This window comes from Anaerostipes sp. PC18 (assembly GCF_039789045.1).
GTDB lineage: Bacteria > Bacillota > Clostridia > Lachnospirales > Lachnospiraceae > Anaerostipes > Anaerostipes hominis.
Genome location: NZ_CP121164.1, coordinates 2,214,579 through 2,240,106, shown reverse-complemented (window position 1 = coordinate 2,240,106; position 25,528 = coordinate 2,214,579). Strand labels below are relative to the sequence as shown.

Annotated in this window: 17 protein-coding genes; 16 read left to right on the top strand and 1 reads right to left on the bottom strand. The window is 46.7% G+C overall.

Annotated features, from left to right (window positions below):
* Positions 1–12 precede the first annotated feature (12 nt).
* The 8 genes from ftsY to P8F77_RS12135 all read left to right on the top strand — a co-directional run bounded on the left by ftsY (position 13) and on the right by P8F77_RS12135 (position 13,051).
* Positions 13–945 (top strand): signal recognition particle-docking protein FtsY, encoded by a 933-nt coding sequence (gene ftsY, locus P8F77_RS12170; RefSeq protein ID WP_024727051.1) that lies wholly within the window; start codon positions 13–15, stop codon positions 943–945.
* Positions 946–2,163 carry a threonine ammonia-lyase gene (gene ilvA / locus P8F77_RS12165; protein ID WP_024727052.1) on the top strand — a complete coding sequence of 406 codons (1,218 nt, stop codon included), beginning with the start codon at positions 946–948 and terminating at the stop codon, positions 2,161–2,163. It abuts the gene before it with no gap.
* Positions 2,164–2,566: 403 nt separating this feature from the next.
* Positions 2,567–4,831, top strand: coding sequence for a 1,4-alpha-glucan branching protein GlgB (gene glgB / locus P8F77_RS12160; RefSeq protein ID WP_148459056.1), 2,265 nt, complete (start codon positions 2,567–2,569; stop codon positions 4,829–4,831).
* A gap of 23 nt (positions 4,832–4,854) precedes the next feature.
* Positions 4,855–6,039 (top strand): glucose-1-phosphate adenylyltransferase, encoded by a 1,185-nt coding sequence (locus P8F77_RS12155; RefSeq protein WP_024727054.1) that lies wholly within the window; start codon positions 4,855–4,857, stop codon positions 6,037–6,039.
* Positions 6,040–6,052: 13 nt separating this feature from the next.
* Entirely contained in the window at positions 6,053–7,186 is a 1,134-nt protein-coding gene (glgD, locus tag P8F77_RS12150; protein WP_024727055.1) for a glucose-1-phosphate adenylyltransferase subunit GlgD, read from the top strand.
* Complete coding sequence (gene glgA / locus P8F77_RS12145) at positions 7,179–8,630, top strand: glycogen synthase GlgA (protein ID WP_301591082.1); 1,452 nt, start codon at positions 7,179–7,181, stop codon at positions 8,628–8,630. The genes glgD and glgA overlap by 8 nt, the downstream gene beginning before the upstream one ends.
* A gap of 26 nt (positions 8,631–8,656) precedes the next feature.
* A complete protein-coding gene (locus tag P8F77_RS12140; protein WP_148459057.1) occupies positions 8,657–11,110 on the top strand; it encodes a glycogen/starch/alpha-glucan phosphorylase in 2,454 nt (817 codons plus the stop codon).
* Between the two features lie 15 nt (positions 11,111–11,125).
* Positions 11,126–13,051 carry a glycoside hydrolase family 13 protein gene (locus P8F77_RS12135; RefSeq protein ID WP_148459058.1) on the top strand — a complete coding sequence of 642 codons (1,926 nt, stop codon included), beginning with the start codon at positions 11,126–11,128 and terminating at the stop codon, positions 13,049–13,051.
* Here P8F77_RS12135 and P8F77_RS12130 read toward each other — a convergent pair.
* Positions 13,046–14,680 (bottom strand): Na/Pi cotransporter family protein, encoded by a 1,635-nt coding sequence (locus P8F77_RS12130; protein ID WP_148459059.1) that lies wholly within the window; start codon positions 14,678–14,680, stop codon positions 13,046–13,048. The genes P8F77_RS12135 and P8F77_RS12130 overlap by 6 nt on opposite strands.
* 149 nt (positions 14,681–14,829) lie before the next feature.
* On the opposite strand from P8F77_RS12130, the gene glf reads away from it, so the two are divergent.
* The 8 genes from glf (at position 14,830) to radC (ending at position 25,520) form a co-directional block, all read left to right on the top strand.
* Complete coding sequence (gene glf, locus P8F77_RS12125) at positions 14,830–15,933, top strand: UDP-galactopyranose mutase (protein ID WP_024727060.1); 1,104 nt, start codon at positions 14,830–14,832, stop codon at positions 15,931–15,933.
* Positions 15,934–16,106: 173 nt separating this feature from the next.
* Positions 16,107–17,519 (top strand): tRNA (N6-isopentenyl adenosine(37)-C2)-methylthiotransferase MiaB, encoded by a 1,413-nt coding sequence (gene miaB, locus P8F77_RS12120; protein WP_148459060.1) that lies wholly within the window; start codon positions 16,107–16,109, stop codon positions 17,517–17,519.
* The gene (gene mutS, locus P8F77_RS12115; RefSeq protein WP_148459061.1) at positions 17,512–20,130 is read left to right on the top strand and encodes a DNA mismatch repair protein MutS; all 2,619 of its coding nucleotides are present in this window, start codon (positions 17,512–17,514) and stop codon (positions 20,128–20,130) included. The genes miaB and mutS overlap by 8 nt, the downstream gene beginning before the upstream one ends.
* 2 nt (positions 20,131–20,132) lie before the next feature.
* The gene (mutL, locus tag P8F77_RS12110; RefSeq protein ID WP_287517793.1) at positions 20,133–21,995 is read left to right on the top strand and encodes a DNA mismatch repair endonuclease MutL; all 1,863 of its coding nucleotides are present in this window, start codon (positions 20,133–20,135) and stop codon (positions 21,993–21,995) included.
* 83 nt (positions 21,996–22,078) lie between these two features.
* On the top strand, positions 22,079–22,459 hold the full coding sequence (gene cdd / locus P8F77_RS12105; protein ID WP_287517792.1) for a cytidine deaminase: 381 nt from the start codon (positions 22,079–22,081) through the stop codon (positions 22,457–22,459).
* Positions 22,456–23,418, top strand: a complete 963-nt coding sequence (miaA, locus tag P8F77_RS12100) for a tRNA (adenosine(37)-N6)-dimethylallyltransferase MiaA (RefSeq protein ID WP_148459064.1) — start codon at positions 22,456–22,458, stop codon at positions 23,416–23,418. The genes cdd and miaA overlap by 4 nt, the downstream gene beginning before the upstream one ends.
* Positions 23,393–24,676, top strand: coding sequence for a methionine gamma-lyase family protein (locus P8F77_RS12095; protein ID WP_024727066.1), 1,284 nt, complete (start codon positions 23,393–23,395; stop codon positions 24,674–24,676). Before miaA ends, P8F77_RS12095 begins: the two co-directional genes overlap by 26 nt.
* Before the next feature lie 145 nt (positions 24,677–24,821).
* On the top strand, positions 24,822–25,520 hold the full coding sequence (radC, locus tag P8F77_RS12090; RefSeq protein WP_148459066.1) for a DNA repair protein RadC: 699 nt from the start codon (positions 24,822–24,824) through the stop codon (positions 25,518–25,520).
* The last annotated feature ends 8 nt before the right edge of the window (positions 25,521–25,528 follow it).

The following is a 25,528-nucleotide window of genomic DNA, read 5'->3' as shown; positions in this document are numbered from 1 at the left end:
AGGAGATTTGAAATGGCAGAAAAGAAAGGATTCTTCAGCAGACTGGCTGCAGGACTTACAAAGACCAGAGATAACATTGCCTCAGGTTTTGACTCTATTTTTAAAGGGTTTTCCAGCATTGACGATGATTTTTATGAAGAACTGGAAGAGATAATGATCATGAGCGACATGGGGATTGATACTACCATGAGCATCATTGAAAATCTGAAAAAGAAAGTAAAAGAAGATAAGATCAAAGAGCCGGAAGAGTGCAGGCAGGTTCTCATTGACTCCATTAAGGAGCAGATGAAGCTGGACGAAGAGGCATATGATTTTAAAGATAAAAAGAGCGTTGTGCTGGTCATCGGCGTCAATGGCGTGGGCAAGACCACATCAGTGGGCAAAATGGCATCCCTGCTGAAAGGCGAGGGGAAGAAGGTCATGATGGCGGCGGCGGACACATTCCGTGCGGGTGCTATTGAACAGCTGAAAGAGTGGGCAGGCCGCGCCGGTGTAGATATTATCAGCCAGGCTGAAGGGGCGGACCCGGCAGCCGTGGTGTACGATGCGGTTTCCGCTGCGAAAGCCAGGAATGTAGATGTGCTTCTGTGTGACACGGCCGGAAGGCTTCACAACAAAAAGAACCTGATGGATGAACTGAAGAAGATCAACCGCATTGTTGAGCGGGAATACCCGGAAGCGTACAAGGAGACACTCATCGTACTGGACGGCACGACGGGTCAGAATGCCCTTGCACAGGCAAAACAGTTTAAAGAGGCCACAGACATCTCCGGTATTATCCTGACAAAGCTGGATGGTACGGCAAAGGGAGGCATCGCCATAGCAATCCAGGCAGAACTGGGAATTCCGGTGAAATATATCGGAATCGGCGAACAGGTGGATGACCTGCAGCCGTTTGATCCGGATATGTTTGTAAACGCACTGTTTGATAGAGGAGATGAGTAGATGTTAACATTAAACAAATTCGAGAAAGCATATGACAAAGTACAGGAGATCGTTCTGCCCACAAAACTGATCAAAAGCGATTATTTTTCTGAGCAGACAGGAAACCTCGTTTATTTGAAGCCGGAAAACATGCAGCTGACCGGTGCCTATAAAATACGGGGAGCGTATTATAAGATCAGCACACTGAACGAAGAAGAAAAAGTAAAAGGACTGATCACCGCATCTGCCGGAAATCACGCGCAGGGAGTGGCGCTGGCCGCAAAGAGACAGGGTGTGAAGGCTACCATTGTTATGCCGACTACGACTCCGCTTTTGAAAGTCAACCGGACGAAAGATTTAGGCGCAAAAGTGGTCCTTTACGGAGATGTCTATGATGAAGCGTGTGAACATGCGCTGAAGCTTGCACAGGAGAAAGGATTTACATTTGTGCATCCCTTTGATGATCTGGCTGTTGCAACAGGGCAGGGGACCATTGCGATGGATATCTTCAAGGAACTGCCCACCGTGGATTATATTTTAGTACCGATCGGCGGGGGAGGACTTGCGACAGGAGTTTCTACCCTGGCCAAGCTTTTAAATCCAAAGATCAAAGTCATCGGTGTTGAGCCTGCGGGAGCGGCCTGCATGAAGGCTTCACTGGAGGCCGGAAAAGTTGTATCCTGCGAACATGTAAATACCATCGCCGACGGTACGGCTGTTCAGACGCCGGGGAAAAAGATATTCCCTTACATACAAAACAATATCGACGATATCATTACGGTAGAAGATGAAGAACTGATCCCGTGCTTTCTGGATCTTTTGGAAAACCATAAGATGCTTGCAGAGAACTCAGGCCTCCTTACCATTGCGGCACTGAAGCATCTAAAAGCAGAGGGGAAAAAAGTGGTCCCGATCATCAGCGGCGGAAATATGGATGTTATTACGATTGCATCTTTGGTACAGCACGGTCTGATTATCAGGGACAGGATTTTTACGGTTTCCGTATTTCTGCCGGACAAGCCGGGGGAACTCACGAGAGTTTCAAGGGTTATCTCCCAGGCTCAGGGCAATATCGTGAAGTTAGAGCATAACCAGTTTGTAAGTATCAACAGAAACAGCGCAGTGGAACTTACGATCACGATGGAAGCTTTCGGAACAGAGCATAAAAACAAGATCATCAAGGCGCTTCAGGACACCGGCTATAAACCGGAAATCAGAAGCTCAAAAAGTGTGTTTTAGCAATTTTTACAAAGGATAAATAAAAGTCATCAAAAAACAGTTTCCGCAGAAGACAGAAACTGTTTTTTTGCACTTTTTAGTGCATCACAGTGTTACAATAAGTGCAAAAATTAGGTTTTCAAAATTAACAAAAAAAGGACGGAAAAAATGTATTAAATTTTGTACAATTTGTTGTATAAAGTCCCCTTTTTATGTTATAATAGGTTTATGAAACAGATGTCAGCAATTTGATCTTGTAAAGGACAGCATCGGTTACGTTCTTAGCTATACAGAATTTGATTATACGTAGATTAGGAAGTGTGATTTTGACCATTTGCAAGGACAAAATGGTGAAATTTGCACTTTTTTTATTAGCTTATACATATAATACTTAGTATGTATTTGAAGGAGGAGGATTTATCCCATGGAAACAAACATTAGCAAAGAGGACTTATATTTATTTCAGACGGGAAAAGCGCAGAAAGCATATTTAATGTTTGGATGCCATTACTTGAAAGAAGCGGACTCCCACGAGTTTGTGGTATGGGCGCCAAATGCCAAGTCTGTCAGTCTGGTCGGAGATTTTAATCAGTGGAATCCGCTTTCACATCCGATGAAGCAGACAGAACCGGGGATTTACTCGATCCAGGTAGAAGGACTGGAAAAAGGGGATTTATATAAATACTACGTGGAAGGCATGGACGGCAAATGCAGATATAAGAGTGATCCGTTCGCATTTTATTCAGAGATGAGACCGGATACGGCATCTGTTGTGTGGGATGAGCTCGACGGTTTTTCGTGGAGGGACAAGCGCTATTTAAGCCGCAGAAAGAAAAAACAGGATGTAAGCCAGCCGATGTCTGTTTACGAGATGCACCTGGGCACATGGAAGATGCCGAAAGAGGAAGAGCGGGAGTTTTATAATTACCGTGAGATTGCAGACATGCTCGTTCCATATCTGCAGAAGATGGGATATACCCATGTAGAACTGATGCCGGTGACAGAATACCCGTATGATCTTTCATGGGGCTATCAGGTGACCGGATACTATTCTGTGACTTCCCGCTACGGCACACCGGAAGATTTTATGTATTTTATAGATAAGCTTCACCGGGCAGATATCGGCGTGATCTTAGACTGGGTGCCTGCACATTTTCCGAGGGATGAACACGGACTTGCCCTGTTTGACGGGTCCCACATTTATGACCACGCAGACCCGAGAAAAGGAAGCCAGCCGGACTGGGGCACACTGCTGTTTAACTATGGAAAGCCGGAAGTGCAGAGTTTTCTGATCTCCAGCGCCGTATTTTTTGCCGAGAAATATCACATCGACGGTATCCGAATTGATGCGGTCAGCGCCATGCTGTATCTGGATTTCGGCAAAAAGCCGGGAGAGTTTGTGCCCAATGAAGACGGTACCAATATCAATTACGAAGCCGTAGAGTTTCTTCAGAAGCTGAATCATACGATGCGCTCTAATTTTGACGGGTTCATCACAGTGGCTGAGGAATCTACCGCGTATCCTAAAGTGACCAGCAGTATAGATGATGAAGAAGGACTTGGATTTACATATAAGTGGAACATGGGATATATGCACGACTCCCTCTATTACATGGAACTGGATTCCCTGTTCCGGAAAGAAAACCATGGAGCCATTGTATTCTCTATGGACTATGCGTACAGTGAAAACTATATCCTGCCATACTCACACGATGAAGTTGTGCACGGAAAAGGTTCCATGATTAACAAAATGTTCGGAGAATACGAGCAGAAGTTTGGGTCACTGAAAACGCTGTACGGATTTATGTTTGCTCATCCGGGAAAGAAACTGCTGTTCATGGGCGACGACTTTGCACAGTTTGTAGAGTGGAGAGACAAGGAAGAATTAGACTGGTTCCTGATCGATGAATACGAGACACATAAAACCATGAACGATTATGTGGCGAAGTTAAACGAACTTTACTGCAGCGAACCGGCTCTGTACGAACTGGACAACAAACCGGAAGGATTTGAATGGCTGCTTCAGAGAGATGCAGATCACAGTGTTGTGGCATTCATCAGAAAATCTAAAAAGCGCAGAGGAAAACCGCAGGAGCAGATCGTGTGTATCTTTAACTTTACGCCGGTAGAGTGGGATAAGTACCATATCCCGATGCCGAAAGGCGGAAAGCTTACAAAGATCCTGGATACCGGGGATAAGGTATACGGAGGAACCGGAGAAGTCAGCCAGAAGTCGGCGAAAGTCCGGAAAAAGAAGATCAAAGGCAAGAGGAACGCCTGTGAGCATTATGCGGTCATCACATTAAAACCGCTCAGTGCTGTTATGTATAAATATACGCTGGAAGACACTCCGGCCAAGAAGAAGGCGGAACCAAAGAAGGCAGCAGCAAAGAAGCCGTCACCGAAAGTAGCGGAGACTGTAAAAACTGAGGCTGTAAAGACACCGGTGAAAAAGGAAGCTTCTAAAATTACAGAACCGGCAGCGGCAAAAAAGGAGACCCCAAAAACTGCGGAACCGGTAGCAGTGAAGAAAGCCGAGAAGCCGGAAGCAAAAAAAGAACAGACAACAAAAGATATACAAAAACCTAAAAAGAAGGAGGCCGAAAAAGAAGTAAAGCAGCAGACTGAAGTTTCCACTAAAAAGAAAACAGCAGCGAAGAGTGCAGATAAAAAAGAAGAAACAAAATAGGTATTGTGAGAAGGAGGAAAACTATGATTACAAAAAAAGAATGTGTAGCAATGTTGCTGGCAGGCGGCCAGGGAAGCCGATTGTTTGCGTTGACCCAGAAGAAGGCGAAGCCTGCCGTTCCCTACGGCGGTAAATATAAGATTATAGATTTTCCGTTATCCAACTGCGCGAATTCAGGGATCGATACCGTGGGTGTCCTGACTCAGTATGAACCCCTGGAGCTTAATTCCTATATCGGAACTGGAGGATTCTGGGATTTAGACAATATGAACGGAGGAGCCTTCGTGCTTCCGCCGTATGTGAGAGGAGAAAAAGGGAATTGGTACCGCGGAACTGCTGATGCCATTTACCAGAATATCAATTTCATCGACAACTATGATCCGGACCACATCATTGTATTGTCCGGTGACCAGATCTGCTGTATGGATTACCAGAAAATGCTCAATTACCATAAGAAGAAAGGTGCTGACTGTACGATCTCTGTACTGGAAGTTACATTGGAAGAAGCGAAGCGTTTTGGGATCATGAACACCGATAAGGACAACAAGATCGAGGAGTTTGAAGAAAAACCGGCTCATCCTAAGAGCACGAAAGCATCTATGGGTATTTATGTGTTCAAATGGAAACTGATCCGCCAGTACCTGATCGATGATGCCAATGATCCGGATTCAGAACACGATTTCGGCAAGAACATCATTCCGAGAATGCTGGAAGAAGGAAAGAAGATGTATGCATACAGCTTTGACGGATACTGGAGAGATGTAGGAACGATATCAAGCCTGTGGGAGGCCAACATGGAGCTGCTGGAAGAGAATCCTCAGCTGAATTTAAATGATGACAAGCTGAAAGTCTACACAAGGACTTACGGACTTCCGCCTCATTACATAGCAGAAGGCGCCAGTGTGAAAAAGAGTATCATCGCAGATGGTTCTTTCATTGAGGGAACCGTGGAAAACTGTGTCATTCATTCCGGCGTAAAGATCGGAAAAGGTGCGGTGGTGAAGAACAGTGTCATCATGAAGGATTCCATCGTCCGGGAAAACAGCGAGATCAATAAAGCGATCATTGATGAAGAAGTTGTCGTGGAAGAAGGAAGCAAAATCGGAGAGGGCAATGAAGTTACCGTCATCGGCTATCACAGTGTGGTGCTTGAGGATGCTGTCGTTGAGGATGGTGCAATGATCTATCCGGAATCTATTTTACACTAGGGAGGTAGAAACTATGGAAAATCAAATGCTTGGAATTATAAATGCAGGAGAAGAAAACAGAAGACTTCAGGATTTGGTGCGCACCCGAAGCTTATCGGCACTCCCGGTAGGCGGAAGATACCGGACCATAGATTTCCTCCTGAGCAATATGGTCAACTCTGCCATTAAAAACGTCGGAATCATGACAAGATACAATTACAGCTCTCTGATGGACCATGTTGGTTCCGGGAAAGACTGGGGCCTCAACAGAAAACGTGGAGGACTTTACACATTTCCTCCGTACATATCAGGAAGCGGAAGATCCGGAGAATATGCCAGTGTCATGGATGGTCTGAGGGGAACTTTGGGATTTTTAAAGAAAGCTACCGAGCCGTATATTCTTCTTGGCCGTTCTTATGTGATATTTAATTCCGATTTTAACGACATGCTGGAAAAGCATATCGACAGCGGCGCAGATATCTCCATGATGTATTTTGACAACAGTGATGACGCCACCAACTGTGATTACGACGGCGTATACCTGAAACCGGATGAGTCCGGACGCATTACGGATATGTGCTATTCTGAGACGAAGCACCGCTACGGTAAGAAGAGCATGGATGTGTATATTATGAAACGGGAACTCCTGATCGACTTTATCCAGGAGGCAGTATCCCACAACAGAAAACATTTCTTCTTCGACGTACTTATTCCGAATTTTGACCGCCTGTATATTCAGGGCTATGAATACAAAGGATATGTAGGCTGCATCACATCTGTGGAGGCTTATTACAATATCAATATGGATTTATTGAAACAGGATGTGCAGAAAGAACTGTTTTTTGGTAAGAATAAAGTGTATACTAGGACGAGTGACAGTGCGCCTGCCCGCTATGGTATCGAGGCGAATATCAGCAACAGTCTGATCAGCAGCGGCTGTGAAGTCGACGGAACCGTAGAAAATTCTGTTATCTTCCGCGGATGCCAGATTGAAAAAGGCGCAGTGATCAGAAATTCTATCGTTATGGCGGAAGGCTTTATCGGAAAGGGTGCGGACATCAACCATACGATCATGGACCGTCATGTAAAGATCTATTCTAACGCACATTTATCCGGATCCAGACAGCATCCGGTGTTCATACCGAAGGGAGCCAGCGTCAATGAATAAAAGGAATGAGTGTATGATGAACGTACTGATGGTTGCAGCGGAATGTGCTCCCTTTGTGAAACTGGGCGGCCTTGCCGATGTCATCGGTACTCTGCCGAAGGAGCTCAACAAGCTCCATGTGGATACCAGAGTCATGATGCCGTTCCACCGTCAGATTAAGGATAAGTATGCTGCACAGACAAAGCATATGGCAGATTTTTATATACATTTTGCCGGAAGAGACGTATATGTAGGCGTTGAGGGATTATTTTTCAACGATGTCACATATTACTTTATTGACAATGAAGAGTACTTCGGCGATGCGGTTTACAGGGGCGGGGACGCAGAAGGAGAGCAGTACGCATATTTCTGCCGCGCTGTAATCGAGGCTGCCGGAAGGATTGGATTCCTTCCGAATGTGCTCCACTGCAATGACTGGCAGACCGGGCTGATCCCGCTTCTTTTGAAGACTCAGTACAGCCATTGGGAGATCGGGCGTGCCAGGACGATCTTTACGATTCACAACATGATGTATCAGGGTGAGTATGCCTTTGAGGCTTTTCATCACTGGCTGGGTATCGATCCGAGGTATGATACACCGGAATTTATGCATAATTATGAGTGTGCAAGCTTCATGAAAGCAGCCCTCGTATTTGCAGACCGGATCAGCACGGTAAGTCCCACTTATGCACAGGAGATCAAAACTCCTGAGTTTGCATACAGGCTGGAAGGCATTTTGAATGCCAGAGCCTGGGATACATGGGGAATTGTAAACGGCATCAATACAGAAGAATTTGATCCGGAGACGGACCCGTATCTGCAGTATCATTTTAATAAAGATGATCTGACAGGAAAGAAAAAGAACAAGGAAAAACTGATCAGTGATCTGGGACTGAGCATTTCTCCCGGAGTGCCGATCATCGGCATGGTCAGCCGTCTTACCGCACAGAAGGGACTTGATTTAGTCAAGTATATCCTGGATGAGCTGATGTGTACGGAAGATATCGCTTTCGTCGTATTGGGAACCGGCGATCATGATTATGAAGAATTTTTCCGCTTTATGGAGAATAAGTATAAGGGAAGAGTATGCTCATATATCGCATACAACAATGCGGTGGCTCATCAGATCTACGCTGCCAGCGACTTGTTCCTTATGCCTTCCAAGTTTGAACCGTGCGGCATCTCACAGATGATCGCACTTCGATACGGAACTCTGCCGATCGTGCGGGAGACCGGAGGGCTTTGTGACACGGTCCAGAGCTACAATGAATTTGAAGAGACAGGAAACGGATTTTCTTTCAGGAATTATAATGCGCATGAGATGCTTTCGATCATTCGTTACGCATTGAATACGCTGCGCAGTCCAAAGCGCAGGAAAGGCTTGATTCAAAGGGCGATGGAGTCTGACAACAGTTTTGGGTCATCAGCCAAAAAATATCTAGAATTATACCAGAGCATTCTTTAGACAACTGGTGAAAGGAGCAACAGAGGATGAAAATTGTAAACAATAACAGCAAGGTGAAGGAGATCATCAGCAATGTTGAGAACAAGCTGAACAACAACTTCGGAACAACATTGGAGGAGGCGACCAGAGATGAGCTTTATAAAGCGGGAGCTGGCTGCATCCGGGATGATATCATGCATCTTTGGACCAAGAGCCGTAAAAAGACAGAGGATCTGGGACTGAAAAAATTATATTATATGTCTGCAGAATTCCTTATGGGAAGAGCATACAGCAACAACCTGATTAATTCCGGGGTTTTGAGGGACTATAAAGAGGCCTTCGAAAAGATGGGCATTGACTTTGACGATATTTTAGATGAAGAGAGCGATCCGGGGCTTGGAAACGGAGGGCTGGGACGTCTGGCGGCATGTTTCCTGGATTCTTTGTCTACATTAAATCTGCCGGCGATCGGATGCGGTATCCGTTATGAATACGGACTGTTCCGGCAGAAGATCATCGACGGCAGCCAGGTAGAGGTAGAAGATGACTGGCTGAGAGACGGTTTTGTGTGGGAAGTAGAACGCCCGGAACTGACGATGGAAGTCCACTTTAACGGAGAGATCAAGGAAAACTGGACGGAGGACGGCTTAAAGATCGAGCACTACAACTATCACACAGTGCTGGCAGTACCGTACGATGTGCCGGTAATGGGATATAAGACCAATGCCCCGGCCACATTGAGACTCTGGAGTGCAAAGAGCAAGCAGAACTTTGACCTTCACTCCTTCAATAAGGGAAGATATGAGAAGGCCTCTGCGGACTCAGAGTTTGCAGAGGTGATCTCAAAGGTTCTCTATCCTGCGGATGACCATATGCAGGGAAAACTGCTCAGATTAAAGCAATTTTATTTCCTGACATCTGCCACTATGCAGCTTATGGTAAAACACCACAAGGAAAAAAGAGGAGATCTCCATACTCTTCCTGAGTATGCGGCTGTCCAGATCAACGATACTCATCCGACCCTTGCGATCCCTGAATTAATGAGGATTCTCATGGACGAAGAAGGCTTTGGATGGGAAGAAGCAGAGGACATCGTAAGCCAGATCTTTAACTATACGAACCATACGATCATGGCCGAGGCTTTGGAGTGCTGGGACGAGAATATGTTTAAGCTCCTTCTGCCAAGAATCTATCAGATCATCTGTGTCATGAACCAGAAGTACTGTGAGCGCCTGAGAATTTATTATCCGAATGATGAGGCCAAGATTGCTTATATGGCGATCATCGGAAATAACCAGATCCGCATGGCAAATCTTTGTGTTGCCGTCTGCCACAGGGTAAACGGAGTGTCCCAGCTTCACGGAGACATATTAAAGACGAATCTGTTCCACGATTCTTACAATATTTATCCTCAAAAATTCCTTGCCATTACCAACGGCATTACACACAGAAGATGGCTTGCTCTGGCAAATCCGGAACTGTGTGATCTGATCCAGGATAATGTCAGGGGAGACCTGCTCGGTGACTACCGTCTGTTTGAAAAGATCATGCCGATGGCTGATGATGCGGAATTCTGCAAAAAATATGATGCTATTAAACAGCGCAATAAGAGAAGGCTTGCCAAGTATCTGAAACAGAAACAGGGAATTGAGATCAATCCGGATTCTCTGATCGATGTACAGTGCAAACGGCTTCACGAGTACAAAAGACAGCTGTTAAAATGCCTGCATATTATTTATCTGTACAAACAGGTGAAGAAAAATCCTGATTTCTTAAGCAAGCCGATCACCTTTATTTTCGGGGCAAAAGCGGCTCCGGGATATCAGAGGGCAAAGGAGATCATTCGTCTGATCAATTCCATCGGAGATATGGTCAACAATGATCCTGCTACGAAGGATAAGATGCAGGTTGTATTTGTAGAAAACTACTCTGTGTCTGTGGCTGAAGTGCTGATACCGGCGGCTGACATCAGTGAACAGCTTTCAACAGCCGGACTGGAAGCTTCCGGAACCGGAAACATGAAGTTTATGATGAACGGTGCGCTGACTCTGGGAACCATGGACGGAGCCAATGTAGAAATTTTTGAGCAGGTAGGAAAAGAAAATATCTTTATTTTCGGAGCCACTGTGGATGAGATTAATTCCATGAAACAGTACCGGACATACAATCCGGGAACCATTTTTGAACAAAACCCAATGATCCGTGAGGTGTGCAACTGTCTGATCGCCGGAGAACTTCCGAGATACGGAAAGAGAAAATACTCTGATATTTATCAGTCTCTGCTGTTTGGAGAACATAATATCCCGGATCAGTATTTTGTCCTGTATGATCTGCCTTCTTATGTGGAAGAATTTGAGAAGGTATACGACATGTATATCAATCACCACGATGAATGGGTGAAGAAAGCGGTGATCAATACCGCCAAATCCGGATTTTTCTCTTCCGACAGAACAATCGAAGAATACAATGAAAAAATCTGGAATTTACCAACATACAAATAGGCAGGGTGAGAGAGCATGATCCATAATGCATCAATTGAGCAGTACAGAGAACCTGTTGGGGCTGTCACAAAAGGCGAAGAGGTAAAACTTCGCCTTTTTGCCTTAGAGGGAACTGCTGTCACTGTGGAACTGGTCTTATATTCGGAAGATTACCATAAGACCTTTTCAATGAGAGAGAAAAAGGGCTTCTATGAATGTATCATAGAGATGCCCGAAAAAGCGTGTATCCTGTGGTATTATTTCAGGATCACAGAGGGTAATTACACGTATTATTACGGAGCAAGGCCGGGACGGACCTGCGGGGAAGGCATTCGGGTAGAAGAAGATGTCCGGGGCTTTCAGATAACGGTTTACGAAAGAGGGTTTGAGACGCCTAGATGGCTTTCAAAAGGCATTATGTATCAGATATTCCCGGACCGGTTCTGCCGGGGAGACCGGCAGAATACCGTACGAGGGGAAGCATACCACAGAAAAATGGGCCGTGATATTTATGTGCATAAAAGCTGGGAGGAACGCCCGCTTTTCGGACCGATGGAGGGAAAAGAATTTTACGATCCGTGTGATTTCTTCGGAGGCGATCTGGAAGGGATCAAAAAGCGGCTGGATGAACTGAAAAAGCTTGGGGTTACATGCATTTATCTGAATCCGATCGTCGAGTCAAGCTCCAATCACCGTTACAATACGGGAGATTATAAAAAAGTAGATCCGTTCCTTGGAGACAACGATGACTTCAGGGAATTATGCGAGGTTGCCAGAAGAAAAGGAATCCATATTATTTTGGACGGGGTTTTCTCCCACACGGGAGCAGACAGCCTGTATTTCAATAAAAATGGGAATTATAAGAGCGTGGGCGCGTACCAGAGCCAGGATTCACCATATTATGACTGGTATTCTTTTGACAGCAGGGGAGATTACAAGAGCTGGTGGGGCTTTCGGAGTCTGCCGGAAGTCAATGAGCTGGATGACCGCTTCCTGTCTTATATTATCACGGGAAGGAATTCCGTGTTAAAGCACTGGTTTAACCTGGGGGCATCGGGATTCCGGCTGGATGTGGCAGATGAGCTTCCGGATGAATTTATTTTCCTGATGCGAAAAACGATGAAAAAGATGTTTAAGAACTATGCCCTGATCGGGGAAGTGTGGGAAGACGTGACCACCAAGGAAAGCTATGGGGTCAAGAGAAAATATGCTCTCGGCAGGGGTCTTGACAGCACTATGAATTATCCGTTTAAGGTAAACTGTGTCAACTTTTTGCTTGGAAATGAAGATGCGTATGCCATGCAGCAGTTTTTGCTGGGGCAGCAGTGCAATTATCCAAAGCCGTTTTATTACAGTGTGATGAATCTGCTTTCGTCCCACGACATCCCAAGAATCCGGACGACACTGGCTTCCGGCATGAATGAGATGCTGCCGTCAAGGGAAAACCAGATCGACTATGTGGTCACATCAGAAAATGACCGCAGGGGAGCCGTGCTTTCCAGGCTGGCATTTGCGATCCAGTTTTTCATTCCGGGAATTCCCTCGATTTATTATGGGGATGAATATGGGATGAACGGCCTGATGGACCCGTTTAACCGGGGACCTTATTTTAAACATGACACGAAAATTTATGAAGAATTGAAGACGGTTTCTGTGTTCAGGAGCAGGGAGAAAATCCTTCAGACAGGGTATGCGCTGTACATCGGTGCATCGGAAAACGTTTTGGCTGTCCTGCGTTTTGTCGCCGGGAATAAAGATATATTCGGAGAACCGTGCGGACAAGGGGCCTATCTCCTGCTTGTCAATCCGGGAGAAGAGGAAGAAGAAATAGAATTTGACATCGCGGATCACAGGGAAGGGGTGCCTGAGGAGGAACACAGGCGTCTCGTCAAGATGCTTGGCAATACCCGTGTCCACACAAAGGTACAAAAATCAGACTATAAGATCATGCGTCTGTCATAATTCCGTCAATAACTCTTCGTCCGCATGATCCATGACGGAGAATGCAACATTTGTCCCGTGATCAGCGATCCGTTCGAGGGATGAAAGCATATCAGAAAATAACAGACCGGCCCGGGGCTCACAGATGCCCTGGGCCATTCTGTTCAGGTGGCGTTTTTGATAGCGGCGTTCCATGGCATCTATGGCCTGTTCGTGTTTATAAAAGTCGGGGATCATTTCTTTTTTGTGCTCTTTAAAGATCAGCACGGCGTCCTTAAGAAGGGCAGATACAGCGTTGTACATATTCACCAGCTCGCGCTTCGCATCTTTGCTCAGACGGGAATTGTGGTCAGCCGCTGAGCGGGCACTGTCAGCGAAATTTTCGGCAAGATCGCCGATGCGCTCGATGTCGCCGACGGTATAGAACATGCTGCCGAGAATCTCGCGGTCGCCTACGGGCAGTTCCTGCAGATTGGAATTGACGAGGAAGTCGGTGATCTTCTGGCTCAGACTGTCGATCTCCTCCTCTCTCTGGTAAATCTCTCCCAAATGTTTTGTACTGCAGTTTAAAAATGCGTGGAAAGCCAGTTCCAGATTCTTGTTCGCGAGCTCTGCCATGCGGGAAATCTCCTGCCGGACCTGAGGAATCGCGGAGATCGGAGAGCGGTACTCGCCGATGAAGTTAAGATCGGAGCGGGCAGGCTTTACTTCGTCTCCGGGGACGATCTTTTCTGCCAGTTTGACGATCAGTCCTGTGCTCGGGAACATGATCAGGACTTCGAAGATTTTGAAAAAAGTATGAGCGTTGGCAACGCTGCGCCCTACATTGCCGCTTGATATATGTAAGATCGTGTCGGTGATCGGGCCGAGGAATAAGCTGAGCATTGTAAAAATTGCAGCGCTTCCGAAGATGTTAAATAAAAAGTGAATCACTGCGGCGCGCTTTGCATTTTTCTTTCCGCTTAAACTGGCGAGGAGTGCAGACACACAGGAACCCATATTGCAGCCCAGAATGATGAAAAAACAGATGGGAAGTCCCAGCAGTCCCTGGGAAGCCATCAGGAGTACGATGCTGACCGTCACAGAGGAACTCTGGAGTACAGCGGTGATGACAAAGCCGATCAATACAGCGGCAAAATGGTTGTCCAATCCGGAAAGGGCCTGCATGACAGCCGGTGAGTCCTTGAGGAATGACATCGTAGATGACATGGTGGTAAGGCCGGTGAACAGCACGCCGAATCCCAGAACAACTTCCCCTGCTTTTTTAATCCTTGGGTTCTGTACGAACATGACCATGATCACGCCGGACATTAAAAAAACAGGTGCTGCATCTGAGAGATTAAATGCTACCAGCTGGGAGGTCACGGTTGTTCCGATGTTGGCGCCGAGGATCACGCCCGCTGCCTGTGACAGATTCATAAGACCTGCGTTTACAAAACTTACGACCATGACCGTGGAGGCACTGGACGACTGGATGATCGCTGTGAAGAAGATGCCTACCAGCATCCCGGAAAATCGGTTGGTTGTGAAAAATTCCAGGATCCCTCTCAGCCTGGCACCGGCGGCTTTCTCAAGACCGTCACTCATCAATTTCATTCCGTACAAAAAAAGTCCCAGGCCGCCGGCCATCGGTAATAGAAAAGAACTCATTGCTGCCTCCTTGGTTTATATAAAATTTAACATAGATTTTACAAATACGTTACTTCTATTTTACTTTAAAATAAGCAAAGAGACAAGAAAAACAGATTGTCATTTTTCATTGTACAAGGTATAATAAACCAAATATAAGGAGGAAGTTTATGAAGCATTATGATTATATTTTAGTGGGCGGAGGACTTTTTAACGGAGTCGTGGCCAGAGAAGCAGGAAAACAGGGGAAAACATGTCTGGTCGTGGAAAAAAGAGACGCCCTGGGAGGAAATATCATGTGCAGAGATGTGGAGGGGATCTTGGTCCATGAGTATGGAGCACACATTTTCCACACAGGCAATGAGGAAGTGTGGCAGTATGTGACCTCGCTGGCAGAATTCAACCATTACATCAACTGTCCGGTAGCCAACTATCACGGTGAGACATATAATCTTCCTTTTAACATGAATACCTTCAGCAAGATGTGGGGAATCACATTCCCCGCCGAGGCAAAAGAGATCATAGAGTCACAGAAACAGAAGGTGGAGGGAGAGCCATCAAATCTGGAAGAACAGGCCGTCAGTCTGGTGGGTACAGATATATATGAGAAACTCATCAAAGGGTATACGGAAAAACAGTGGGGAAGAGACTGTAAGGACCTGCCCGCATCGATCATTAAGAGGATTCCTGTCCGGTACATCTATGATAACAACTATTTTAACGATCCGCATCAGGGAATACCGAAAGAAGGATACAACAAGCTGATCGAGAGGCTGTATGATGGCTGTGATGTGATGCTCTCCACAGATTATCTGGAAAAGAGAGAGGAGCTGGAGGCTATGGGGGACAAGGTCATCTACACCGGAACGATTGATTCTTACTATGGATACTGTTTTGGAAAGCTGGCCTACCGGAGTCTCAGATTTGAACACGAACTGCTGGAAGAAGAAAACCATCAGGGCGTGGCAGTCATGAACTATACGGACCGGGAGACGCCGTACACAAGAAAGATCGAACACAAGCACTTTGCATTCGGAAAGCAGGAAAAGACTGTAGTCACAAAAGAGTATCCTGCAGAATGGGAAGACGGGATGGAACCTTACTACCCGGTCAACGATGAGAAAAACAACCGGCTGTTTGAAAAATACCGCGAATTGTCCAGGAAAGAAGAAAAAGTCTTGTTCGGAGGAAGACTCGGGGAGTACAAATACTACGATATGGATAAAGTCATCGAGTCTGCTCTGCGGTTTACGAAGGATACGCTGAATCTGTGATGCTTTTCGTGTAAATTCTGCCGGGGTTAACAGAAAAAATTTAAAAAGACCGTTTGGAATTTCTCACAGAATTCTGAACGGTCTTTTTTTGTCCTAGGGGGTTTGCACGATTTTTTAAATCTTGTTATAATAAATTCTATATGCCATGAAATGAAAAAGAATGGAGAATACCAATGCAGATATATAACGACGAAGCACAAAAACAGTATTCCTACATGGAAGAAATGAAAGAGTGGGTGAAGGTACAGGAGGAACGCCTAGGAAGGCCTCTCACCTGTCATATCACCACATTTGGCTGCCAGATGAATGAAAAAGATTCAGAAAAACTGCTGGGAGTTTTAGAGACCATCGGTTATCGGCAGACCGATACAGAATATGCGGACCTGGTACTCTTTAATACGTGTACCGTGAGGGAGAATGCAAATACGAAACTTTACGGCCACCTGGGACATGTAAAGAAAGCAAAAGAACAGAATCCTGAAATGATCATCGGCCTCTGCGGCTGTATGATGCAGGAAGAGCAGGTCGTGGAGAAGATCAGAAAGAGCTATCCGTTTGTGGATCTTATATTCGGGACCCACAACATTTTTAAGCTGGCGGAGCTCTTGAAAGCAAGGGTAGATTCCGGCGGAATGATAGTGGATATTTGGAAAGATACGGATCAGATCGTCGAGGACCTTCCGAGCGACCGGAAGTTTTCTTTTAAATGCGGCGTAAATATCATGTTTGGGTGCAATAACTTCTGCAGTTACTGTATCGTCCCTTATGTGAGGGGCCGGGAGCGCAGCCGGAAGCCGGAGGACATTATAAAGGAGATTGAAGGTCTGGTAAAGGAAGGGGTCCGGGAAGTGATGCTGCTCGGACAGAATGTAAACTCATACGGGAAAAATCTCGCTGAACCTGTGAGTTTTGCACAGCTTTTACAGAGGATCGAACAGATCGAAGGGCTTGCCCGCATCCGGTTTATGACACCCCATCCCAAGGATCTCTCTGACGAATTGATCGAAGTGATGGCTTCGTCGAAGAAAATATGCCGCCACATGCATCTGCCGGTACAGTCCGGAAGCAGCAGAATCTTAAAGAAAATGAACCGGCATTACACAAAGGAAAGCTATCTTGCGCTGGCCCAAAAGATCAAAGAGAAAATTCCGGGGATCGCGATGACTACAGATATTATTGTAGGATTTCCGGGGGAGACGGAAGAAGATTTTGAAGAGACATTGGATGTGGTAAGAAAAGTGAAGTTTGACAGCGCCTATACGTTCGTCTATTCCAGGAGGACGGGGACGCCGGCGGCTGCCATGGAAGATCAGGTGGAGCCTTCGGTGGTGAAAGAAAGGTTCGGACGGCTCCTTGAGGTAATCAAGAAAAGTTCCAAAGACAACAGGAAAGAAGGAATAGGAAAAGAGGAGGACGTTCTTGTGGAGGAGAAAAATACCCACGAGGGCGGCATGGTCACCGGCCGGCTTTCCAACAATATCTTAGTACATTTTAAAGGAGACGAGAGTCTTATCGGACAGATCGTCCGGGTAAAGATCACGGAAGAAAAAGGTTTTTATTATATGGGAGAACAGGTAAATGGCTAAATTAACTCCAATGATGGAACAATATATGGCGATCAAAGAACAGAATAAGGACTGTATCCTGTTTTACAGGCTGGGAGATTTCTATGAGATGTTCTTTGACGATGCACTGACGGCTTCCAGGGAACTGGAGATAACACTTACAGGAAAAAACTGCGGTATGGAAGAACGGGCCCCTATGTGCGGAGTCCCGTTCCATGCGGTGGATTCCTATCTCAATAAACTGGTGGAGAAGGGATATAAAGTTGCGATCTGCGAGCAGGTGGAGGACCCGAAACAGACCAAAGGGATCGTAAAGAGGGAAGTCATCAGGATCGTGACTCCGGGAACAAATATTTCTCAGCAGAGTTTAGAAGACGAGAAGAACAATTATCTCATGTGTATCTTCTGCAGCGACGATAGTTTCGGACTGTCCGTGGTGGATGTGACGACGGGAGATTTCCGTACCACATCCATGGATGAACTCCACAAAGTTGTGGATGAAATCTTTAAGTTTGCCCCTGCCGAGATCATATGCAATGATGCATTTATGATCAGCGGTGCGGACATAGAATTTATAAAAGATAAGCTGGGCGTCTCTGTTTCCAATATTGACCATTATTATTTTGACGAAGAGCAGGGGGAGGCCGCCATCAAATCCCAGTTCCATGTGGGAAATTTAAACGGCCTGGGCCTTTCAGACCATCCTATGGGGAAGATTGCCACAGGAGCGCTTCTTTTATATCTGCATGAAACTCAGAAAAATGCGTTAAATCATCTGATGTCCGTCTCTCCGTATGAGACGAGTGAATATATGATTATCGACAGCTCCAGCCGAAGGAATCTGGAACTATGCGAGACGCTGAGGGACAAAAAGAAGAAAGGTTCCCTTCTGGGCGTACTGGATAAGACGAAAACGGCCATGGGGGCAAGACTTTTGCGGAGTATGATCGAACAGCCTCTGATCGACCGCGCAAAGATCGAGGAGAGGTATGATGCGCTGACGACATTGACAAAACAGGCCATTGCCCGTGAGGAGATCAGGGAATACCTGAATCCGGTCTATGATCTGGAGCGTCTGATGACAAAGGTCAGCTATCAAACAATAAACCCAAGAGACATGATCGCCCTGAAAGTGTCTCTCCAGTGGCTTCCGCCTATCAGGACGATCCTTGAAGAATGCGGTGACAGCCTGCTGTCCGGCCTCAGAGAAGACCTGGATACGCTGGACGATGTGGCAGGCCTTCTAGAGGACGCTATACTGGAGGAGCCTCCGATTGCAGTCAAAGAAGGCGGTATGATCAAGGATGGTTTTTCAGAGCAGATCGATCAGTTAAAGCGTGCCAAGACGGACGGCAAACAGTGGCTGATGCAGCTGGAAGAGCGGGAGAGGCGCGCCACCGGAATCAAAACCCTGAAGGTGAAATTCAACAAGGTGTTCGGATATTATCTGGATGTGACGAATTCCTACAAGGACAAAGTGCCGGAACATTATATAAGGAAACAGACGCTTACCAACTCCGAGAGATATACGACGGAGGAACTGAATAAGCTGGCAGACACGATTCTCGGGGCTGAGGACAGACTGTGTGCACTGGAATATGAGACCTTTGCGTCCATCAGGGAAACCCTGGCAGGAGAAATGGAGCGGATCAAGAAAACTGCCGGAGTCATCGCATATCTGGACGTACTCTGCTCTCTGGCCTGTGTGGCAGAGCAGAACGGTTATGTGAGGCCGAAACTGAACACAAAAGGGCTGATCGATATCAAGGAGGGGCGGCATCCTGTGGTAGAGCAGATGATGTCCAACGATATGTTCATTTCCAACGACACGTATCTGGACAGCAAACGGCACCGGGTTTCCATCATCACCGGGCCGAATATGGCAGGTAAATCAACTTACATGAGACAGTCGGCCCTGATCGTTCTCATGGCCCAGATAGGTTCCTTTGTGCCGGCCCAAAAAGCCAACATCGGCATTGTGGACAGGATTTTTACCCGGGTGGGCGCCTCTGACGACCTTGCCAGCGGACAGAGTACCTTTATGGTGGAGATGAGCGAGGTGGCGAATATTTTAAGGAACGCCACAAAGGATAGCCTGCTGATTTTGGATGAGATCGGCCGGGGCACCAGCACCTATGACGGTCTGAGCATTGCATGGGCCGTGGTGGAGTACATAAGCAATCCAAAGCTTTTAGGTGCCAAGACTCTGTTTGCTACCCATTACCATGAACTTACGGAGCTGGAGGGCAAGATCGGCAGCGTCAACAACTACTGTATCGCGGTGAAAGAACAGGGTGACAACATTGTATTTTTAAGGAAGATTGTGAAAGGCGGAGCGGATAAAAGCTACGGCATTCAGGTTGCCAAGCTTGCAGGAGTGCCGGATATGGTTATTCAGAGGTCAAAGGAGATTGTGTCAGAGCTGAGCGACAGTGATATTGTTTCCAGGGCACAGAAAATCCAGGTGAGCAATGAGCCCCAGCAGCTTTCTCTGTTTGCAAATGACGGTGAGCCGACGATGGAGCACCCGTTTATGGCGGAGATCCGGAAAAAGGACCTGTCTTCCATGACACCGCTGGAAGCACTGAACTATTTATATATTCTGCAGAACAGGCTTAGAGAAGAGGAATAGTTATGGCAGAAATTCAGTTATTGGATCAGAAGACAATCGATAATATCGCCGCCGGGGAAGTGATCGAGAGGCCGGCCTCCGTGGTCAAGGAGCTGGTGGAAAATGCGATTGATGCCAAAGCGACGGCGGTGACCGTGGAGATCAGAGACGGCGGCATGACTCTTATGAGGGTGACGGACAACGGGTGCGGCATTCCGAAAGAGGAAGTGAGGACCGCGTTTCTGCGTCACGCGACGAGCAAGATACGCTCCGTGGAGGACCTGGTATCCGTTTCGTCCCTGGGATTTCGGGGAGAAGCACTCTCAAGCATCAGTGTGGTTGGACAGGTGGAAGTTATCACCAAAACCGCAGGGGCTTTTTCCGGGGTTTCTTATAAGATCTTTGGCGGAGAGGAACAGGGCTTTGAGGAGATAGGCGCTCCGGACGGCACGACATTTCTCGTGCGCAATCTGTTTTACAATACGCCGGCCAGACGGAAATTCCTGAAAAGTCCGGTGACCGAGGCGGGATATGTGGAACAGATCATGGTGCACATCGCATTGAGCCATCCGGATATCGCGTTTAAATTTATCCATAACAGCAAGAATAAGATGTATACGTCGGGAAATGGAAACGTAAAAGATATCATCTACCATTTATACGGCAGAGACGTAGCGGGAGCTCTCCTGCCGATTTCGTTAAAGGGGCCAACGGTCAGTGTGGACGGGTATGTGGGAAAACCATTTATCTCCCGCGGGAACCGGAATTATGAAAGTTATTTTATAAACGGCAGGTATATTAAGAGCAAGATCATCTACAAGGCCATTGAGGATGGGTATAAAACGTTTACCATGGCCCATAAGTATCCTTTTGTATGTCTGAACATAAAAGTGGAGCCGGAACTTCTGGACGTCAATGTACATCCGACAAAGATGGAGATCCGTTTCCGCAACGAAAAAGAACTGTATGAGCTTTTAGTGTCAGGCATTAAGGAGACGCTGTCTCACAGAGAAATGATACCGAAAGCGGAACTCGGGAAGCAGAAGAAGGAAGCAAAGCCTGTACTTCCGGGGAAAATGCCTGAGCCTTTTGAACAGGTGAGAAGGGAAGAACATCACGGGGATAAGGCAGCAAAATATACGGCTCCCGAAACTCCGGCCGAACCGCAGGGGACACTGAAAAAAAATACTACGAAACCGGAGGCAAAGAAGTCTGTCTTTGCAGGAGTCAATTATCATAAAGATGCCGGGAAAGAAGATATACAGCAGATGACACTCAATGAAACCTCTCTTCTGGATGAGGAGGCAAAGCCGGACCGGAAAGTGATCGGACAGCTCTTTAAGACTTACTGGCTGATCGAGTACGAAGACCAGCTGTTTATCATGGACCAGCATGCGGCGCATGAGAAAGTGAATTATGAAAAGCTTATGGAGAGCTTCAGGGAAAAAAAGATTTACAGCCAGGGAGTGGAGCCGCCTTACGTGGTGACGCTGTCTATGGCGGAGGCAAAAGTGCTCGATGAGACAAAAGACATCTTTCAGGAACTTGGGTTTACGATTGAGGCGTTTGGAGGCAATGAGTTCTGCATCCGGCAGGTGCCTGCAAACTTATACGGCCTGAAAGAGAAAGAACTGTTTATGGAGCTTTTAGACTCTCTCACCGCGGATGGGGTGAAAAAAGATCCGGAGATGATTACGGATAAGATCGCTTCCATGGCATGCAAAATGTCGGCGAAAGGAAACCAGAGAATGTCGCTTCCCGAAATAAAACATCTTCTGGAACTCCTGATGGAATGTGAAAATCCGTATACATGTCCCCACGGACGGCCTACGATGATCAAGATGAGCAAGTATGAGCTAGAGAAGAAATTTAAGCGTATCGTGTGAGTTTTTTACCATTATTTCTGTCGCGTTTTGAAATGCGCTCCTCCAATAATGGTAAAAAACTGTTATAGAAAAAGGATGGGATTATGAACGATAGAGAGTTGTTGGAGTTGGCGAAGCAGGCCAGGGGGCATGCCTATGCGCCTTATTCCGGTTTTTTTGTGGGTGCGGCTCTGTTGTGTAAGGACGGGACCGTATTTACCGGGTGTAATGTGGAGAATGCTTCTTACGGCGCGGCGATCTGTGCGGAGCGCAATGCCGTTAGCACTGCCGTGGCGGCGGGATACAGGGAGTTTGATGCCATTGCCATCGCGGCAGAGGGAGACGGGTGTGTTTATCCGTGCGGTATTTGCCTGCAGGTGATGAATGAGTTTTCTAAAGATATGCGGGTGATCTGCCAGGATAGAGAAAGCTGGCAGGATTTTTCGTTAAAAGAACTGCTGCCGAAAGGATTTGACAGCTTATGAAGCCGATGATCATACTGACCGGGCCTACGGCGGCGGGGAAGACGGAGCTGTCTATAAGACTTGCAAAAGCAGTCGGAGGAGAGATCATTTCTGCCGATTCTATGCAGGTCTATAAAAAAATGAACATCGGGACGGCAAAGATCATGCCGGAGGAGATGGATGGAATCCCTCATTATCTGGTGGATGAATTGGAACCGGATGAGGAGTTTCATGTAGTCCGGTTCCAGCAGATGGCGAAGCGAGCGGCAGAGAAGATTTATGAAAAGGGCAGGATTCCGATTGTAGTCGGAGGAACCGGTTTTTATATTCAGGCTCTCTTATACGATATAGACTTTTCCAGGGAAGATGCAGACCGGGGATACAGAGACAGACTAAAGAAGCTGGCAGAGGAAAAAGGAAATGGATATCTCCACCGGATACTGGAAGAAGTTGACCCGGAATCTGCACAGGCTATCCATGAAAATAATACAAAAAGGGTGATCCGGGCATTGGAGTTTTATGAAAAGACGGGAACCAAGATTTCCATGCACAATGAACAGGAGAGAACCAAGGAATCCCGTTATAATTTTGTCTATTTTGTCCTGACTCATGAGCGGGAGATTCTGTATGAGAGAATTAACCAGAGAGTTGACCGGATGATAGAGGCAGGGCTGATCGATGAGGTCAGGCAGCTTGCCGGTGAAGGGTATACAAAAGACATGGTATCCATGCAGGGGATTGGTTATAAAGAAGTTTTTGACTATCTGAAAGGAAAACAGGATCTTTCAGAGACGGCAGAGCGCATCAAAAAAGATACGAGGCACTTTGCAAAGCGGCAGCTCACATGGTTTCGGCGGGAAAAAGAAGTCACCATGATTAACAGGCAGAATTACCGAATTGAAGACGAGATTCTGGCATTTATGCTGGAAAAGATCAGAGAGAAAGGCATATGGGATGGATCAGTTAAAAGAATATTATAAAGAATTGGGTGTGTCCGGAGAGGTATATGACTATGCAAAGAACATCGAGTCATCGCTTTCCGAAAGATTTGCAGAATTTGATGCAGTGGCAGAATTTAATCAGCTGAAAGTGCTGAAAGCTATGAAGAAGAACCGTATTTCAGAGGCACATCTCGGAGAGACCACGGGATACGGATATGATGATATCGGAAGAGAGGCAATTGAGGGAGTCTATGCGGATATTTTCCAGACAGAAGATGCCCTGGTGCGCCCGCAGATCACCTGCGGTACCCATGCCCTGGGCCTTTCGTTAAATGCTAATTTAAGACCGGGCGATGAAGTCATGTCTCCGGTCGGAAAGCCTTATGACACATTGGAAGAAGTGATCGGTATCCGGCCATCCAAAGGCTCTCTGGCTGAATATGGGATCACCTATGCCCAGGCGGATCTGAAGCCGGACGGTTCTTTTGACTATGAAGCCATAAAACAAGCCATAAACGATAGGACAAAGCTGGTCACGATCCAGCGGTCGAAAGGCTACGCCACACGGCCGACACTTTCTGTTGAGAGAATCGGGGAGCTGATCTCATTCGTAAAGGATATAAAGCCGTCAGTCATCGTCATGGTGGACAACTGCTATGGAGAGTTTGTCGAGGAGACGGAGCCGTCCCAGGCAGGAGCAGACTTAGTCGTAGGCTCGCTCATTAAAAATCCAGGTGGAGGGCTGGCACCCATCGGGGGTTATATCTGCGGAAAGAAGGAATTGATCGAGCAGTGTGCATACAGACTTACTACACCCGGCCTTGGAAAAGAAGTGGGTGCATCTTTAGGAGTCAACCGCCAGTTCCTGCAGGGACTGTTTCTCGCGCCCACAGTGGTAAACAGCGCCCTGAAAGGGGCTGTATTTGCGGCTAACCTGTATGAAAGCCTCGGATTTAAAGTGGTCCCTGACGGAAAGGAGAGCCGACACGATATTATTCAGGCGGTAGAATTCAACGACCCTGAAAAACTCAAAGCGTTCTGCCAGGGAATCCAGGCGGCTTCGCCGGTGGACAGCTATGTGACGCCGGAGCCGTGGGATATGCCGGGCTATGACAGTCAGGTCATTATGGCGGCAGGAGCGTTTGTCTCAGGCTCCTCCATCGAACTCAGTGCAGACGGTCCGATGAAACCTCCGTATGCAGCCTATTTCCAGGGGGGGCTTACCTATCCACATGCCAAGTACGGGATTACAATGTCCCTTCAGCGGATGGCGGAAAAAGGGCTCGTACTGCTGTGATGTCGGATGCCGGATTTTTATGTCGGGAGAATAAGAAAAATTTAAGGAAACCGTCATAGTTCCTGGGTATACAAGAAAAAGATCTTATGGTAAGATTTATTAATGAGAAATGTTTTTTTACGTATTCCTTTGAGGAAAGGAATCTATGGAAAAGAGACATTACACAATAAAAGAGCTTCCGGAGTCTGAGCGCCCTTATGAAAAATGCGAGCGGCTGGGACCGGGGGCGCTGACAGATGCGGAGCTTTTAGCCGCCATTTTAAGAAGTGGTGCGAAGGATAAAAGGGCCACGGGCCTGGCTGTGGAGATCTTAGGCCTGCACCCATATTATGAGGGGCTGCTGGGCATCTGTCATGTTACAATGAATGAACTGATGAGGATCAGGGGCATCGGCAGGGTGAAGGCAGTACAGATCCTTTGCATTGCAGAACTTTCCATGCGGCTGTCCTCACAGAAAGTACATAAGAAGATCAGTTTTCATACTCCAAAGTCCATTGCGGATTATTATATGGAAAAAATGCGTCACTTGAACAGGGAAGAAATGATTTTAATTCTTTTTAATGGGAAGAATAAAGTCATCAAAGAACTGAAGGTATCCGTAGGTACGGTCAATCAGACAGTGGCGTCACCCAGGGAAGTATTCCTGGAAGCATTGAAGTATGAAGCGGTCTATTTAATTTTGCTGCACAATCACCCTTCCGGGGACCCCACTCCCAGCAGGCAGGATGTCTCTGTCACGAAACGGATAAAAGAAGCAGGAGAACTGCTCGGCATTTATCTGTCCGACCATATCATCATCGGAGACCGTTCTTACGTAAGTTTTAAAGAACAACAATTACTTTAGCCCGATGG